The sequence below is a fragment of the Oscillospiraceae bacterium genome (assembly GCA_015065085.1).
Lineage (GTDB): Bacteria > Bacillota > Clostridia > Oscillospirales > SIG627 > SIG627.
Genome location: SVQW01000008.1, coordinates 45,196 through 62,164, shown reverse-complemented (window position 1 = coordinate 62,164; position 16,969 = coordinate 45,196). Strand labels below are relative to the sequence as shown.

Here is a 16,969-nt window from a genome sequence, read left to right as displayed (position 1 = left end):
TTTTTCGCTTCTCAAACGGCACAATATGTACAGCACCGTTATTTGAGGAGGGAAAAACATGAAAATATGTTCTGCAACAGCCGTCGGCGTTATTGCGGCAATGACAGCACTGGCAACAGGCATCGCGGCGGATATGGTAATCAGCAACAGCGACTGCAATTGTGCGGCACACAAGTTGAAAAAATGCTTGCGCCACAAGGCAGGCAGTGCCATGCATACACTGGGCGACAAGCTGAACAAAACAGCAAACGAAATAGAAAAAAGCACTTCGTAAGAAGTGCTTTTTTAGCGTATCGATAAAGGTACGATAGGGCTTGAAGTCGAAGGCAATATCACTCAAAAAAGCGGTCTAAGACCGCTTTTTTGTTTTATATATTATTATGTACAGCGCCGTCGCCACCAGCGGGAACAGCATGCCCACCAGCATACCCAGCTTCATACCCAACTGTTCGGGGGTAAGTGCAAGGCTTTGAGAGAATGCAACCGAGGCGGGATTTGCTATCACCGCGTCGGTGATAATACCCACAAGCTGAGGTCCCACCGATGCACCCATATCTCCGCCTGCCGCCATAAGCGCGTAAATAAACACACCGCCCTGCGGGAAACGTTCAGAGGCAACAACCAGCATGCCGGGCCACATCATGGAAACACAAAAGCCGGTAAGCGCACAGGCGGCAAGACCCAGCCACACCATATTTGACACTGCCGCGGTAAAATAGCACACCGTGGCGCTTATTCCGCCCAGGAGCAATACTTTTTCCATATTTCTGCCGAATTTTGCATACATGGTACGTCCCATTCCCAGAAACAGCGAGAACAGTGCAACGCCCAGAATATCGCCCCACACCTTGGGAATTTTCATTGCCTGCTCAAGATAGCCCGATGCCCATTGTCCCATAGTCAATTCGGAAGCACCGCCCAAAAAGATGGCTACAAAGCACAGCCACACGCCCTTGTTTTTAAGCAGTTTGAGAGCACCCGAAGCCTTTTCGGGTGTATCCATATGGGGCACGCTTGCGCCCGAAAAAAGGAAAATGGACAAAACAGGGATTATCGCCAGTATAAGCACCAGCCATTGCCATTTATCCTGACCCAAAATGCCCAGAAACAGTGTGCTGAATGTAATGACACCCACAACGCCCCAGGCATACACAGAGTGCAATTTACTCATTTCGCGGTCGGGGTCATCGGCAGGCAGTGCGGCTATAACGGGGCTTATCAGCACCTCGGTAAAACCGCCGGATGCCGAAAATATCAATGTGCCCAGAACAAGTCCCAAATACACATTTTCGGGGAAAAAGAACGGCCACACGGCATATACCGCAAGTCCCAGCGCGGTCAGCACGGGGATGGATTTTACCACCTTGGGGATATTGAATTTATGCGAAAAGAACGAAAGAATCAGGTCTATTGTCATCTGGGTGAAGAAGTTTATCAGCACCAGCGCACCCAAAAGCGAATAGGATATTCCATACATATGTCGGAAAGTGATAAACAGCACAGGGGATATATTGGAAACCACCGACATTCCCACATTAGTGGTATAACAGGCGTATTTCAATCTTTTTATACTGCTCGGTGTCATCATTAAAAAGCTCCTTTTAAGTAAATTTTTGCACGAGCGGTATTTTACCATAAACAAAGCTCTTTGTCAAGTGCTAGCGCACGGCGATCCGCTATTTGTGTCATGTAAGATTTTTCGCTTACATCAAAAAAATGCGCAGAAATATCAAAGTTTTGCTTTTTTGGTTTTTTGTATTTACATTTGTTATCTTTTATGTTATAATGACCCAAGTAAAACCGCAAATAATATATTATTGTAAACTGATAAATGCCGTTTATATTTTCAGGTGTCAAAATGCAAAACAAAAAACAACAATTTCTTATGGGTGCAAAGGATGCCCTGCCTGTATTTCTGGGGTATCTTTCGGTTTCTGTCACCTTCGGTGTAATTGCCGTAGGCAAGGGGCTTCCCCTGTGGGCACCCACCTTTATATCCATGACCTGTCTTACCGGCACGGGTCAGTTTGTGGGTGTTGACCTTATTTCGGTGCTGGCTTCCTATGCGGAAATATTCAGTGCGCTTTTGGTTATAAACGCCCGTTATTTTCTCATGAGCATTTCGCTTTCCCAAAAGCTCCCGCCGGACATAAAATTATGGCAAAGGCTTATAATAGCCTTCGGAAACACAGACGAAAACTTTGCCATAGCCATGTCCCCGGAAAAGAAAATCACCTTCAGCTATTTTGCGGGGCTGATTTTCTCGTCATACTCAGGCTGGGTAGGCGGAACGATAATCGGAAGCGTACTGGGCGACATAATCCCCGCCTCTGTCACAAGTGCAATGGGTATTGCGCTTTACGCCATGTATGTGGCTATAATACTGCCCCCTGCCGCAAAATCAAAATCCGTATCCTGCGTTATAGCCTTTGCGGTGGTATTCAGCTCGATAATAAAATTCGTGCCCTTTTTCTCATTTTTGTCGAGCGGTTGGTCGGTTATCATAAGCGGAGTGGCGGCTTCCGTTCTGGGTGCTGTGCTGTTCCCCATGGAGGTGAGTGAAAATGCGTGAAATATCACTCGGCTACCTTATAACTGCCATAGCGGTCATGATTGTTGTGACCTACTCGTTAAGAGCGGTTTCCATGGTACTCTTCCGCAAAAAGCTGACGGGAAAATTCATCTTTTCCTTTCTTACATACACTCCATATGGAGTTTTGGCGGCACTTATTTTCCCTGATATTTTCCTTTTCACCCAGACAGGCTCTTCATTTTCTGTACCGCAGTTTATATGTGCGCTGTGCGGTGCGGCGGTTGCCGTAATACTGTCTCTTTTAAAGCGAGGTCTTACAGCGGTATCGCTGGGCGCGGTTGTAGCGGTATTTATTGCACAGCAGATATTATGCTGAATACACAATTCGCAATTTCGGTAAAACCGCCATGCGGTTTTACAATTTATCATATCTCTTATTAAGGAGCGTTTATGGATTTCACTCTAATAAAACAAAATCTTGAAAAAATGGGCTATTCTGTGAGCTGTTTTGAAACACGCGAGGATGCAAAGCAATATCTTTTATCCCGCATTTCGGGCAAAACCGTAGGCATCGGCGGTACGGTAACCGTAAAGGAGCTTGATATTCTGCCCGAGCTTTCTCAGAGCAATAAGGTTATATGGCACTGGTTTCCCGAAAACGGAAATACCCCTGCCGAGGCACTGAGTGAGGCACGGGATGCCGAAATATACATTTCCTCCGTCAACGGTATTGCCGAGACGGGCGAGATAGTGAACATCGACGGCACCTGCAACCGCATTTCCGCAACGCTTTACGGACACAAAAAAGTGTATTTCATAATCGGCGAAAACAAAATCGAGCCCACTCTCGAAAAAGCCGTTTGGCGCGCGCGTAACATTGCCTCCCCTCTCAATGCACGACGACTGGGAAAGAAAACTCCCTGTGCTTCCGGGGAACTCAAATGCCACGATTGCAACAGTCCCGAACGCATCTGCAGAAGCCTGAATATTATGCTTAAAAAGCCCGGCGGATGCGATTACGAAATAGTCCTCGTCAACCAAAAGCTTGGATACTGATACGAAAGGAGCACTAAATATGCTCAAAAAACTGTGGGCGGACGAAAAAAAGCGTGACACACTGCTTTTTGCCGCCATGACCGTTCTTTTCACCCTTGCACTGTATGCCGGCGGCGCGTCACGCGGATTTATATCCACCTTCCCCATATTCTTCATAACAGCCGTTGCTGTGTTTCTTTTCTATCGCAAGCTTAAAAATTCGCTTCTCATGACGGTGCTTCTGTCGCTGACGGTATCGCTTGCCGACTCTACCGGATACAATTCGGTGGCGCAGAACAATCCCACCATGAATTACGCCTTTATCAAGGTACTGTTTTTTGTACTGACGGCAGCTCTGGCATATTTTGTTGCAGGTCTGATTTTGCAAAAGACAAAAAGCGGTATTGTCAAAACCGTAATTGCCGTTATTGTATACCTTCTGTGCTTCAACGCGGTGTGCGGAAACATTTTCGGCGCGGTGAAGTGGCATAACGAAACGGCAAAATATCTTGAGGAAAACTATCCGCTTCAGAAAATAGAATCCATGTCAACCGCCTTTAACTTCAAAACCCACTACTACGAAACCGCCATAACCTTTAAAGAGCCCAAACGAAGCTATTACGGCGAAGAAACAATGGTGCTTGAAAACAACTACGACGGATATTTCCTGTATGCCAAAAATGCCATGTTTGAAATCGGTGCAGGGCTTATGATGCAGGCGGTACGCGATTCGGGAAGCACTATATCCTTCGCGGCGGATAATCTGCCGTTTGAAGAAAAGCTTGACCGCAAGCTTTTCGACCTTGGCGGAGACTATGCCCTTGTATTGCCGAAGCTCAGCTACGAGGTGGTAATAAAGGACGATACTCCCGACATAAAAACCTTTGAGGCAAAATGCAGTGAGATAGTTTCTGCACTTGACGGTAACTTCTACTGCACCCGTATAGTTTTCTACGGCGGTGAAAAGGGCGGATTTCTTTTCCAGGGCGAAGCACGCGACGGACAGCTTACGGTGCAGGAATTTGACAAGGCGCAATACACAGACAATCACAGATTGGGGGCTTTATCTTGAAAAAATACCTTATTGACCCTGCTCTTTCGCAGTTCAAGGGTCAGCTTCACATTCACACGAAAACTTCAGACGGCAGACTCACTCAGCAGGAGTCGTTTGAAAAGTACAAAGCGCAGGGATATAATTTCCTTGCTTTTACCGAGCACAACAAGCTCACTTATTCCGAAATTCGGGACGGTGTTCTTATCCTTTCGGGTGTGGAGACCGACTGCAACATAATGGAACCCCTCAACCGTGCCGCTTACCACATAGTGGGCGTGGGCATGGATACCGAAAAATACGTTGCCGCACAACGTCCCGCAACACCTCAGCAGCTTATTGATGCGCTCAAAGCCGCAGGCGGTTTTGTAATCGCGGCGCATCCCGCCTGGAGCCTTATTCAGGCAGAGGAGCTCTACCCGCTGGAAAATTACGATGCAATAGAGGTCATGAACTGGGTTTCCCAGGTTCGCCATCAGAGGGGCGATTCCTCTCAACAGCTGGACAAGCTGATGTCACGCGGTGTTCCAAAGCTGATGGTTGCCAACGACGATGTCCACTATTACGAGGAGGATTTTGCCGGAACAGCCACAATAGCGGTATGCGAAAAGCTTGAAAACGACTGCGTGCTTAATGCTCTGAAGGCGGGAAGCATGTATGCCACCTGCGGTCCCCGCATAAAATCGCTGTATGCCGAAAACGGCGAATTGCACGTTGAATGCAGTGACGCGGGAAAAATATATTTTATTTCCGACTGCTTCTTCACCGATTACGAAAAGAGCCTGCGCTGGCACTTTGCCGACGAAAAGCCTCTGAACGGTGCCGTGTACACTCCTCACAAAAACGACACCCATGTAAGAGTTGAAATAATCGACAAAAACGGCAATAAAGCGTGGAGCCAATATATAAGCGCAAATCTTATAAACGAAACCAAATAAAGAAAGGAAAAAACACATGTTAGTAAAGTTTTTATCATCCCTCGAAAAAGCCTTTATGGACGGAGGCTTATCTTCAACTCCCGAAACCACCAAAGCCACTGCACTTAAAGGCGAAAGCTTCTCATGCCAGGTAGCGATTTACACCAATCAGCCTGCCGTAAGATGCACTACTTATTTTGACATTGAATCCGACATCAAGGAATACATATCCGTCCGCCGTGTCCGTCACGTGCCCGTAAGCACCCCCGTTATGGATGCCGACGAAAACTACCTCAGAGACAAGCCCGGAATGTTCCCCGACGTGCTGGAGCCCTTCAACACCGAAAAGTTCTTCTACGTTACCACCGGCAACACCGAAACCTTCTGGCTGACGGTTGAAAATGCTCCCGCGGGCAAGCACTACATCAAGGCACGCATGCTCAATGCCAACAAAAACGTTGCCATGGGCAGTGCGGATTTTGAGCTTGAAATTATTGACGCACAGCTCCCCGAGCAGGATATAATGGTTACCAACTGGTTCCACTTTGACTGTCTCGCAACCTACTACAACACCGAGGTGTTCAGCGAATATCACTGGGAAATTCTCGAAAACTTCGTGAAGAGCTATGTCAAGAACGGTATGAACATGATTCTCACCCCCGTTATCACCCCCGAGCTGGACACGGCTGTCGGTCAGGAAAGACCCACCGTTCAGCTGGTGGACATTACTCTTAAGGACGGAAAATACCGCTACGGCTTCAAGAAGCTGGACAGATGGGTTAATTTGTGTCTTAAGCACGGCATAAAATATTTTGAAATCGCCCACCTGTTCTCTCAGTGGGGCGCCAAAGCCGCACCCAAGGTTATGGCAACGGTAGACGGCGAGTACAAGCAGATTTTCGGCTGGGACACCTGCTCTACCGGTCCCGAATACAAGCGCTTCCTGCGCTCCTTTATGACGGCTCTGGTTCACCATCTCAAGGCGCTTGGCGTTGACAAGCAGTGCATTTTCCACATCTCCGACGAGCCCAAGGGCGATGACGCGCTCAAGACCTACAAGGCTTGCCGCCGCATAGTTCAGTCCATTCTCAAGGACTATATTATCATGGACGCTCTCAGCGACTTCGAGTTCTACAAAAAAGGCGCTGTTACCACCCCCGTTGTGTGCAACGACCGCATGATACCCTTCCTGGAAGCAAAAATTCCGGGTCTGTGGACCTACTACTGCTGCAGCCAGACAAGACGTGTTTCCAACCAGTTTATCTCCATGCCCTCCGCACGTAACAGAATAATCGCAACCCAGTTCTACAAGTTCGACATTGCAGGATTTTTACAGTGGGGCTTCAACTTCTACTATTCACAGCTTTCCCAGTACCCCATCAACCCTTACCTTGTAAACGACTGCGACGGTGCATTTACCGCCGGCGACCCCTTCAAGGTATATCCTGCCATCGACGGCACTGCACTGGATTCCATCCGTGTTGTTGTGTTTGCCGAGGCATTGCAGGACTTAAGAGCAATGAAGCTGCTTGAAAGCCTTACAAGCCGTGAGTTTGTACTCAATCTCATTGATGAGGATGCCGCAAAGCCCGTTACCTTCACCGAATATCCTCTTGAAGCCTCCTACATTCTCAATCTGCGCGAAAAAATCAACCTTGAAATAAAAAAGGCACTTAAGAAATAAATCAGCAATTCGCAATTAAGGAAAAAACCTGAAACGGAAAAATCCGTTTCAGGTTTTAATTATTATAAGCAGTAGGCTTGTTATTCAGAGATAACCGCAATGGCGAATTGCGAATTTCAAATAATCACGCTTGTTTTTGACAATTTTTCGTTGAAAATTTGCATTTACTTTTGAGTGCACGTCATGTATAATCATATCAACAAAACTATTCCGGGGGTAAATTATGGAGAAGAACTATCAGTTCAAAACCGACCTTTTGCAAATACACCAAAGGGACAGACGCGACCTTTCGTTAAAGCCCGACAAAAACGAGTTCGAGCTTTTTGAAGGCATTAAAATCCACGTTTGCGAAAAAGCTCTGGCAAGCGACAGCGACAGCGTCATAATGACGGCGGTACGCGACTTTGAGGACTATCTTTTCACCTCCATGGGTATTGGCGCGGGGGTTACACGGTCAAAGGATGCCGATTTGAAAATATCTCTGAACAGCGACCTGGGCGATGCCTCGGGCTACATGGGCTACCGTATCACCGTAACGGCTGACGGCATAACGCTGGAGGGGTATGACGTACGCGGTGTAGCGCAGGGGCTTTACTATATGGAGGACATGATGAATATCCGCCGTGCACCCTTCCTGACCCACGGAACAACGGCGCGCAAGGCTATGTTCAGCCCCAGAACCTGCCAAAGCCCCTTTGGTATGTTTGAATATCACGACGCGGCGCTGTCAATTATAGCGCATATGGGCTTTGACACCATAGATATGTGGATGAAGGATGCACATACTACCAAAAGAGGAGATTTTTACGATCTTAATCTTCTCAGTCAACGTGCCGCAAAATACGGCTTAGACGTATCGGTGGGTAACTATGCCCTGCACGACCGCCATCCCGATGACGAGGGAGCAAAGGAATACTACGAAAAAATGTACGGTGATTTTTTTGAAGCCGCACCCAGAATAAAATACATAACCCTTGTGGGCGAAGCCACAAACTTTCCCAGCCGGGACCCAAGAGTGGGAAAAAGCCCCTACATGAAAAATTTTGAGGACAACATCCCCACCGGCAAAACCTCACCGGGATGGTTTCCCTGCGAGGATTATCCGCGATGGGTGGAAATGATTCAGAATGCCATCCACAAATTCAATCCCGGGGCACAGCTTATTTTCTCCACCTACAACTGGGGCTTCGGTGATGATAAGGACAGGGTAAAGCTTGTAGAAAATCTTCCCGAGGGTGTCGCCATATGCTCCACCTGGGATATGTTCCACCAGAGGAAAATCGGAAACAGCGTTGAGGATATTGTTGACTACTCTTTAAGCTTTGCAGGCCCCGGCAAGCCGTTTGTAAGCGAGGCCCTTGCCGCCAAGCGCCGCGGTGTCAAGCTTCACACCAACTCCCAGACCGCAGGACGTACCTGGGACTTCGGGGTTATCCCTTACGAGCCCATGCCGGGTCAGTGGATAAAGCGTTACGAGGGTATGCAAAAGGCATACAGAGAATGGAATTTGTGCGGAGTGCGCGAAACCATCCACTACGCTTTCCATCCTTCCTTTATCACCGAGCTTGAAAAATATGCTTTCTTCACGGGTGCAGGCTCTCTTACGGAGCACCTTGAAAAGCTTATAAAGCGCGACCATGCCCACAATGCCGACAAAGTAAGTGAAGCTCTCAAATGCTTTGACGAGGCTATCACCCACTACATTCCCACCAACGAGGACCAGTACGGCGCTTACCGCATCGGTCCCGCGTATCCGTTGTGGCTGGAGGAGGTAAACGGTATGCCGGCAAGCCTGCCCGAGGGCGGAAGACAGCCCAACCGCAATCAAGCCATGTTCGGAAACGGCATTTACTTCCCCGTTTACACCCCCGAGGTGCTGGGACGCAACTCTCTGCCGGGTGTGCGTATTCACGACGAAATAAACGAGGCATATATCATGCGCGACTGCATGAAAGAAGGCATTGACATACTGGAAGCCTGCGAGAGTCCCACTCCTGCACACATAAAGCTTTTAAATCTTGCAAAGTTTATCTATCACTGCGTACTGACCACCATAAACGTGAAGAAGCACTATCTGCTAAAGCAACAGATAAGCATTGCGGGCACTCACCAAAAAGGTGCCGAGCTTATTGACGAGGTGGAGAAGCTTTTACTTGAAGAAAGAGAAAATGTTAATGAAACAATTCCTCTTGTGCAGTTTGATTCACGTCTGGGCTGGGAGCCCAGCATGGAGTACACCACCGACGAAAAGGGGCTCAGGTGGAAGCTCCGCCAGCTTGACCACGAGCTGAATGTAATTCTTCCCAAATTCAGAAAGTCCAACGGACTCATAAAGGAATTTGAATAAAAACAGAGCGCACCGAAAATATCGGTGCGCTCTGTCTGTCGAGAAAGCCGCGCTACCGCGACGGGAATTATTTATTAAAAAAGGCAGAAATTAAGTAAAAAATACAATTTAACAGCAGGTGATACATCGAATATCACCTGCTGTTTGTCGCTTTTTGCCGCTTCAAGCCCTATCGTACCTTTGTACGCCGACGGGCTTAAATCGGCAAAATATCATCGCCTTTTCGAAAGACTTTAATCGTGTCGATAAAATATCAACACGATTGTCGCCCCGAAAATATCGGTGCGCTCTTGAATATTTCGTGTTTTTATTATATAATGTTTTTAGTAGCACTTCTTACCCGTTTTGATAGCTTCAATAATGGAATTTACAACATGCTCAATTGTTTTTTTGGAGTGCTCCAGATCCATTTCGGGCGCATTGCGTGAAAACCATGCGCTGTCCTCGGTTAGTCTGTCCAGCTTTATGGAGCCGGGGTACAGCACCTCAAGCTTACCGCACTCATATTTTCCGCCGTGATCGGAAGGATAGGAATCGGGAAAACGGCAACCGTTGAATACTCTTATCCAGTTCCACGGGTTGTCCTGAGGAGATTCAAGATTGTCGTAAAAGCCTGCGTTTTTATTATCACCCCACCAGCCCTGTCCGCGGGTTTCTTCAAGGTATTCAAAGGTCAGCTTTTTCGCCGCCTTCATGCAGGCGAGCGTCTGAGGCAGAAATTCCTCGGTCTGATGTGCAATTATCAGGCATATATTTCGGTTAAAGCCTGCACGGAGCAGGGATTTCAATATGCCGTAAACGTAATCCTCCAGAACATCCGGATGGGTATTGAGAGTGCCGGTTTCCGGTCCGCCCACCGCATAGCTGGAGCAACCGTACCATATCGCAGGCATTATCATGCAGTCCATTTTTTTGCCCACTTCCTCGGCAATACCCTGTGCCACCAGTGCATCCGTACCGTAGGGGCAATGGTCTGAATGATATTCAATATTTCCCACCGGAATAAGCACAGGCCAATGCTCTTCTCTTGCTTTCATGACCTCCTTGGGGTAGGATGTCGCCATATGTATCGAAGCCATAGTATTCTCCTTTAACTTAATTGTAAGTAACTATATTATATATAAACTTCAAGCTTTTGTAAATGTCAACCGACACTTAAAACTTGTTAAAAATTAGCATAAGGAGCAGGTTATGAATCATCTTCAGGATATATATTTTTCAAACTTCAACGCGGTATGCAATATGGGAGGGCACTACATTCTCCCTGAAGACTCTGAGTGGGTACTGCCCAACAGAACCTTCGACCAGAACAAGTTTTACTGCGTCACAGGCGGAAAATGCGAAATAACCATCGGCTCTCAGCATTTCATAGGCGAGCGGGGGGACTGGTTTGTTATGCCCGCCAATGTTTTGCATTCATACCGCAATCTTGACGAGGGCAAATATTCACTTTACTATATACATTTCGACTTATACCCAAGCTCTCAGCTTTTTAGTATGTCGGGCTTGCCGTATCGCGTGCAGATACCGCCGCAAAGCCGTGCGTGGCAGCTTTTTGAAAGCTTTGCAGGGCTGTGCAACAGCAAAAACCTCGTTGACCGCATAAGGGTGAAAGCGTTACTGCTGGAGCTGATTTCGGAATATATAGCTCTGGCGGATGCACGTGATATATCGGTCAAAAGCGACAGCGATACACGAATAGATAAAATTCTCAGGTACATAAACGACAACCTTTCCGACCGGCTCACGTTGGGCAGACTTTCCGCCGAATTTCATCTCCACCCCAACCATTTCATACGCTTTTTCAAGCAAAAAACGGGGCATACTCCCGCAAAATACATCAAGCTCAAAAAAATGGAAACCGCCAAACGGTATCTTGAGGAAACCGACCTTAACGTCAGTGAAATAATGGCGCGTATCGGTGAAAGCGACCTTTGCGGTTTTTCCAAGCAGTTTAAAAGCTTTTACACCTTTTCCCCCGCCAATTACAGAAAATACTTCAACAGTGTCCGTGTCATAAAACAAAAATAGCTGTTGACTTTATACATTTTTTAGTATATAATTTATATATTGTTTTGCTTTCTAAATACTTTTTTCGGAGGAATTATGAAAAAGCTCCCTATTGTATTTTTTGTTGTTACACTTTTGTGCGTTTTATGCGTAAGCGCATCAAGCGACTTTATTGTGTGGGATTTTTCCGACAAAAACACTTATGACAGCTGGCATCCCACCTCTACCGCCGTCACCACTCTTACCGCTTCGGGCACTTATGTCACCGGCTCAGAGGACAATATGAATTTTTCATACTACCCGAAAGAAGAAATAATGCTGGAGGATTACGGCTTTTTTGCAATCGCCTTCGCCAACGTTTCCATTGAGGGCGACGAATCGGACGGCAACTTCCAGTTCTACCACTGGACAGAGAACGTTACCGGAAACCCTTATCTTTCGGGAACTCTGTGTGAGGGCGAGGGTGTGCAGTACATCACCTTCGACACCAAGAACGGCAACAATCCCAAGGCAAGCTGGTCGGGTAAGGTCACACGTTTCCGATTTGACCCCATGAGAATTAAAAATGCACGTGAATATCTTATTGCATATGCAGGTCTTTTCAAGGACGAGGCAACCTTTGAGGCATACAAGGAAGCCCACCCCGTAAACGCACAAAAGCCTTACAAGGTGTCGCCGTACGTCAACGAGCTCAAGCCCATAATATGGGATTTTACAAAGCAAAGCGACCTTGACATGTGGACGCCCCACAGCTCTGCCTCCGCCACCGCAACAACCAACGGTATGCTTTACAGCGGAAAAACGGATGATTTGTTCTTCTACCACTATCCCTCCGACCCCATTGTGCTGGATAATTACCCCTATGTAAGTGTAGGATACAGCGGCTACACACAAAGCGGTGGGTTTCAGCTTTACCACTGGTCGGACAAAAACACAGGCAATCCTTATCTTTATCATTCCCCAATGCCCACCCTGGACGAGGGCGAGCTGTTTTTTGACCTGCTCACCGATGCTCCCGACGAATCCGCCTGGACGGGAACACTTTCACGCTTCCGTCTCGACCCCTGCCGAAGCCAGAACGGTCAACGAAGCGGATATATAAAATACCTTGCACTTTTCCCCGACATGATGTCCTACAACAACTTCAAGGGCAACAACGCACAGCAACATATACTCAATACAGCCATCGGCAACACCGCTTTCGGAACAGGCGGCAAAGGCTGTGTTGTGGATTATGATGACAGCAGCGCAATTATAACCACAGAGGATAAAGCCGTTTCTTTTACCGCACCTGCAGAATTTGAAGCCAACCTGTATCCCTACATGAAAATACGGCTCAAAAACACGACGGATGCCGATACGATGACCATGAGGTTTGCCTCCGACGGTTCACAGCATCAGCTTAGCTTCCCCACAAACACAGCTTTTGAAATTTCAAGCGGCGACACCGATTTCAAGGAATATATTATTGACGTAAGAGCCGCAAACATGGCATCGGTTGATACCGAAACCATACAGCTTTCCTCCAGCATGTGGGTAGGCTATATAACAAAGCTTCAGTTCTCCTTCGATGTTAAAACAGACGCTCCGCAGACAATGTATATAGATTATATAGCGTTCTGCGAAAGCCTTTCGGAGGCTCAGTCCTTCACTCCCCCGGCGGGCAGTGATGTAGAACAGCCCAAAATAAATACCGGCGCAAAGGCTCCTGTGTGGGTGTTTGATACCGAGGAGAAGATTTACAGCACCGACATCAGCGGAATTTTTCTTTCGTCGGTGGGCAATATGATGCACATTACTCCCTCCACCAGCGACCCCATAATGGTTCTTCCCATCGAACCCGAATTGTACTTTGACACAGCGGAATTTCCCTACTTCGCTTACCGCCACAGCACAGTATCAACCGTGTCTACCGCAGGTTTGTTTTATACCACATCTACCCTGACCAGCCTGTCGGACGAATCATATTCGCCCTTCAAAATCAAGAATGACGGAACATGGCAGAACATCATCGTTAACTTAGGAGACACTAACCTCTACCCCAAGGACAACTGGCACGGAATATGCGACTATGTCCGCATAGACCCCATCAACGGCACCGACCTTGATGCCGACATATACATCGACAGAATGGGCTTTTTCCGCACACAAAGTGAGGCTTACCAATTCCTTTCGCAGGGAAGAAGCGAGCCCGATCTTACAAAAGGTGCTGTGTTTATTGATAAGATGTACAAGGTTACAGTGCCCGAAGGAAATCTGTTCAAGGGATTTGATGAGTTTGATTTTGCTCCCGTCTCCACTGTTCCCGAGGGCGAGGGCACAATTCCGGTGGTGCTCAAAACCGATAAAAACGGCAATACCTCACCTGTCCCCATGTCTTATGTAAGCAAATATAATTACACCACATACATCGCAACCGATCCGGCGACCTACACTCTGGGCTATAACACAAAAGCCTTTACCGACACCGACAATCACTGGGCACAGGAATACATCAACTTTGTTTCGGCTCACGAAATTCTCAACGGTACTTCGCAAAACGAATTTTCACCCGACATGCCCATAACGCGGGCAATGTTCGTAACGGCCCTGGGACGTATGCACGGTGTTGACACCCCGGAGTACACCGACGGCTCATCTTACACTGATATTGCATCGGATATTTACTACGCGCCCTACGTCCGTTGGGCTGAGGAAAACGGCTTGCTGAACTGCTTGGGTACTGTTGAATTCCAACCCGAAAAGGCAATTACACGCCTTGAAATCGCACATATTATCACCGATTATATATCCGCTTTCGGATACAATATTACCGCTTACGACGATATAACGGAATTCACCGACATTTCATCTGTGGATGAAAAAGATATTTCGGCTGTGGGATTTACCCAGAGTCTGGGCATTTTCGCAGGTGTGAATGACACCGAATTTGACCCCTGCGGAATCCTCACCCGTGCCGAGGCTGCTGCAGTAGCTCAGAAAACCGTAAAAGCGGTGCTGGGCGTAAACACGGCAACAACACAGTACGCACCCGAATATTTCAGCAGAGACAGAATACGCATTGGTGCATGGGGCTTCTCCTCTGTTTTTGGTAACAAAAAGGGTATGACACTGCTTCGCGACCTGGGTGTTGACCTTATCGTTTCGGGCGGTGCAACCTCAGGCACAAACACAAAGGAGCCTACCTTCAACTATGCCGATAAGTACGGAATTGAGTTGTTTGTTACCGATTTCCCCACACGCAAGAATCTGACGGAATACGATTTCGGCAAGCATGTAGCTTCTTACAGTGAGCATCCCTCATTCAGCGGTCATTATATAACCGACGAGCCCGGCTCGGATGATTTCGGCTGGCTGGGTGAGCTTGCAAAAATGTATAACGAGCAAATGCCGGATAAAATACCCTTTGTAAATCTGCTTCCCATGTATGCCAACGCCGCACAGCTCAAATTCGGAGCAGGTGCCGCGGCTATTGAGTACTACGACCCCGACCCCGACCGTTACCGTAAGCATTGTCAGATGTGGTTTGAAAATTTTGATGTTGATTATATCTGCACCGACATTTACCCCCTCAACGGAACAACCGGAATTGAAAACCGCTCCACCTGGTGGACATACAAGGACTACTGCGAATCCATCAACCAGATTGCCACAGTCGCGCGTGAAAACAACGCGGAATTCTGGTGCTGTATCCAGACCTGGGGCTGGGCAGAAGGCAAGCGCACTCCTACCGAGGGCGAGTACAGATGGCAGTGCTACACCATGCTGTCCTACGGCTGTACCGGTATACTCCTGTGGTCGCTCACAACCCAGAACCGCGAGCGCCCCTCTATCTTCAACATCTATACCAAAGACATCACTCAGCCCGTATATAATGACTGCAAGACGGTAATGTGGGAAATGCGCCGTCTGTCCGACACCTTTATTCAGTACAAAAATCTGGGTGCTTTCACTCTCAACTGCACCGATGCAACACCTTGGCTGAAAATGAGCGGTGAATACAAGGATTTTGACATTCTGTCCGAAACCGTTTCCGACCAGCCTCTGCTTATCGGTTGCTTCGAAAAGAAAGAGGGCACAGGTCACGCCTTTACGGTGGTTAACATGACCGACCTGAAGGACAATACTCCCGCAACTCTTAAATTCAAAACCGCTTCCTCCGTGACCGTCACACTGTATACAAAAAATGAACCCGTCATCCTGACACCCGACGCAAGCGGATATTATACCGTAAATCTTCAGTCTACCGACGGTGTGTTTGTAACCCTGGGATAAGAATTCAGAGGTAACCATGAATTTTGATATTTTCATTTCATTTAAGGAAACAGATGACGGTAAACAAACTCCGGACACTGCCAAAGCCACACAGCTTTACAACGCCCTTATACAAAGGGGTTACAAGGTATTTTTCAGCCGTGAGAGTGTTACCGCCATGGGTAACAGCGACTATCAGGACGTTATAGACAACGCTCTTGACAGCGCTCAGCTTCTCATAGTAGTCGCCTCAAAGGTGGAATACATTGAATCTGAATGGCTCAAATACGAATGGCGCTCCTTTAACGCAGACATTCTGAACGGCTACAAGCCTGATGCACAGATACTTACCTTTATAGGTGGCATAGAGTTACATCAGCTTCCCCGTACCCTGCGTGACAAGCAGAGCTACAATTATGCCGATCTGGAAAAGCTTCTTGTAATGGTTGATGCCTATTTTTCCCGTCACACTCCGCCGAATGCAATCGGGAACGAGGATACTCCCCCCCGCAAAGCCGACGAAGAGGTTATTACGGCGCCTGAACCACCCTCAGAGGCAAAAAACGACCGTACGCTCAATGAAAAGCAAGCAGTTAAAGAAGAAGACTCAACCGACACGCCCTTCGTTTTAATAAAAGACCCATGGGGCATACCTGTCACCGATATTGTAAACCGTGAAATGGGTGTGGAGAAATGTATTGAAAAGCTCACAATACACCACGGATTGGTATGTCACGCTTTCGTGCACAGCATCTATCTGCGCAGTGACAAGGCTTTTGCCAGAAAGTATCGCGGGGCTTCACATTCATATTCCGCATGTAAGTCGGACGAATTACCCCTTGTTCTGAGGGACGGTACATTGCTGGGCAGTGCCAAGGAGGGCTTTGTTATAACCGACAAAAACATTTACGCCTGCGACGCAAAGCATAATAAAGCAATTATACCGCTTTGTGACATCCAAGCCATCACAACCGAGCCGTGTGCCGGCAACGTAGTTTTTATAACTTCGGTTTGTAAAGACAAAAGCACCTTTCATCTCATGCCCGTTATGGATAAAGAAGAATTAAAAAAATTAATCGATTTCTTAAAAAATGTTATCGACCTGCTTACCCTTTGAAAACAAAAAATGAGTGTCCGA

The 16,969-nt window shown here is 47.5% G+C and carries 13 protein-coding genes; 11 read left to right on the top strand and 2 right to left on the bottom strand.

The window, feature by feature from the left end; translation table 11 throughout:
• Positions 1 to 58: 58 nt before the first annotated feature.
• Positions 59 to 274, top strand: a complete 216-nt coding sequence (locus E7588_06675) for a hypothetical protein (GenBank protein ID MBE6688946.1) — start codon at positions 59 to 61, stop codon at positions 272 to 274.
• 75 nt (positions 275 to 349) lie between these two features.
• On the opposite strand, the gene E7588_06670 is transcribed toward E7588_06675, so the two are convergent.
• On the bottom strand, positions 350 to 1,636 hold the full coding sequence (locus tag E7588_06670) for an MFS transporter (GenBank protein ID MBE6688945.1): 1,287 nt from the start codon (positions 1,634 to 1,636) through the stop codon (positions 350 to 352).
• Between the two features lie 195 nt (positions 1,637 to 1,831).
• On the opposite strand from E7588_06670, the gene E7588_06665 reads away from it, so the two are divergent.
• From E7588_06665 to E7588_06635, 7 genes are all read left to right on the top strand, one after another.
• Positions 1,832 to 2,572, top strand: coding sequence for an AzlC family ABC transporter permease (locus E7588_06665; protein ID MBE6688944.1), 741 nt, complete (start codon positions 1,832 to 1,834; stop codon positions 2,570 to 2,572).
• Entirely contained in the window at positions 2,565 to 2,909 is a 345-nt protein-coding gene (locus tag E7588_06660) for an AzlD domain-containing protein (protein ID MBE6688943.1), read from the top strand. The genes E7588_06665 and E7588_06660 overlap by 8 nt, the downstream gene beginning before the upstream one ends.
• 74 nt (positions 2,910 to 2,983) lie before the next feature.
• On the top strand, positions 2,984 to 3,589 hold the full coding sequence (locus E7588_06655) for a lactate utilization protein (GenBank protein ID MBE6688942.1): 606 nt from the start codon (positions 2,984 to 2,986) through the stop codon (positions 3,587 to 3,589).
• Between the two features lie 19 nt (positions 3,590 to 3,608).
• Positions 3,609 to 4,640 carry an ECF transporter S component gene (locus E7588_06650; protein MBE6688941.1) on the top strand — a complete coding sequence of 344 codons (1,032 nt, stop codon included), beginning with the start codon at positions 3,609 to 3,611 and terminating at the stop codon, positions 4,638 to 4,640.
• Entirely contained in the window at positions 4,637 to 5,557 is a 921-nt protein-coding gene (locus tag E7588_06645) for a hypothetical protein (GenBank protein ID MBE6688940.1), read from the top strand. Before E7588_06650 ends, E7588_06645 begins: the two co-directional genes overlap by 4 nt.
• Before the next feature lie 16 nt (positions 5,558 to 5,573).
• Positions 5,574 to 7,220, top strand: coding sequence for a DUF4091 domain-containing protein (locus E7588_06640; GenBank protein MBE6688939.1), 1,647 nt, complete (start codon positions 5,574 to 5,576; stop codon positions 7,218 to 7,220).
• A gap of 223 nt (positions 7,221 to 7,443) precedes the next feature.
• Positions 7,444 to 9,567 carry a hypothetical protein gene (locus E7588_06635; GenBank protein ID MBE6688938.1) on the top strand — a complete coding sequence of 708 codons (2,124 nt, stop codon included), beginning with the start codon at positions 7,444 to 7,446 and terminating at the stop codon, positions 9,565 to 9,567.
• Between the two features lie 323 nt (positions 9,568 to 9,890).
• Here the strand turns inward: E7588_06635 and E7588_06630 are convergent, their stop codons facing one another.
• Positions 9,891 to 10,646, bottom strand: a complete 756-nt coding sequence (locus E7588_06630; GenBank protein MBE6688937.1) for a creatininase family protein — start codon at positions 10,644 to 10,646, stop codon at positions 9,891 to 9,893.
• Positions 10,647 to 10,758: 112 nt separating this feature from the next.
• Between E7588_06630 and E7588_06625 the strand changes: the two genes are divergently transcribed.
• The 3 genes from E7588_06625 (at position 10,759) to E7588_06615 (ending at position 16,948) form a co-directional block, all read left to right on the top strand.
• Positions 10,759 to 11,598, top strand: coding sequence for an AraC family transcriptional regulator (locus E7588_06625; GenBank protein MBE6688936.1), 840 nt, complete (start codon positions 10,759 to 10,761; stop codon positions 11,596 to 11,598).
• A gap of 75 nt (positions 11,599 to 11,673) precedes the next feature.
• The gene (locus tag E7588_06620; protein ID MBE6688935.1) at positions 11,674 to 15,852 is read left to right on the top strand and encodes an S-layer homology domain-containing protein; all 4,179 of its coding nucleotides are present in this window, start codon (positions 11,674 to 11,676) and stop codon (positions 15,850 to 15,852) included.
• Positions 15,853 to 15,868: 16 nt separating this feature from the next.
• Positions 15,869 to 16,948, top strand: a complete 1,080-nt coding sequence (locus E7588_06615) for a toll/interleukin-1 receptor domain-containing protein (protein ID MBE6688934.1) — start codon at positions 15,869 to 15,871, stop codon at positions 16,946 to 16,948.
• Positions 16,949 to 16,969: the final 21 nt, after the last annotated feature.

Bases quoted from the DNA above. Each gene is read 5' to 3' on its own strand.
- E7588_06675 (MBE6688946.1), top strand. From the start codon at position 59: ATGAAAATATGTTCTGCAACAGCCGTCGGCGTTATTGCGGCAATGACA.
- E7588_06670 (MBE6688945.1), bottom strand. From the start codon at position 1,636: ATGGTAAAATACCGCTCGTGCAAAAATTTACTTAAAAGGAGCTTTTTA.
- E7588_06665 (MBE6688944.1), top strand. From the start codon at position 1,832: ATGCCGTTTATATTTTCAGGTGTCAAAATGCAAAACAAAAAACAACAA.
- E7588_06660 (MBE6688943.1), top strand. From the start codon at position 2,565: ATGCGTGAAATATCACTCGGCTACCTTATAACTGCCATAGCGGTCATG.
- E7588_06655 (MBE6688942.1), top strand. From the start codon at position 2,984: ATGGATTTCACTCTAATAAAACAAAATCTTGAAAAAATGGGCTATTCT.
- E7588_06650 (MBE6688941.1), top strand. From the start codon at position 3,609: ATGCTCAAAAAACTGTGGGCGGACGAAAAAAAGCGTGACACACTGCTT.
- E7588_06640 (MBE6688939.1), top strand. From the start codon at position 5,574: ATGTTAGTAAAGTTTTTATCATCCCTCGAAAAAGCCTTTATGGACGGA.
- E7588_06635 (MBE6688938.1), top strand. From the start codon at position 7,444: ATGGAGAAGAACTATCAGTTCAAAACCGACCTTTTGCAAATACACCAA.
- E7588_06630 (MBE6688937.1), bottom strand. From the start codon at position 10,646: ATGGCTTCGATACATATGGCGACATCCTACCCCAAGGAGGTCATGAAA.
- E7588_06625 (MBE6688936.1), top strand. From the start codon at position 10,759: ATGAATCATCTTCAGGATATATATTTTTCAAACTTCAACGCGGTATGC.
- E7588_06620 (MBE6688935.1), top strand. From the start codon at position 11,674: ATGAAAAAGCTCCCTATTGTATTTTTTGTTGTTACACTTTTGTGCGTT.
- E7588_06615 (MBE6688934.1), top strand. From the start codon at position 15,869: ATGAATTTTGATATTTTCATTTCATTTAAGGAAACAGATGACGGTAAA.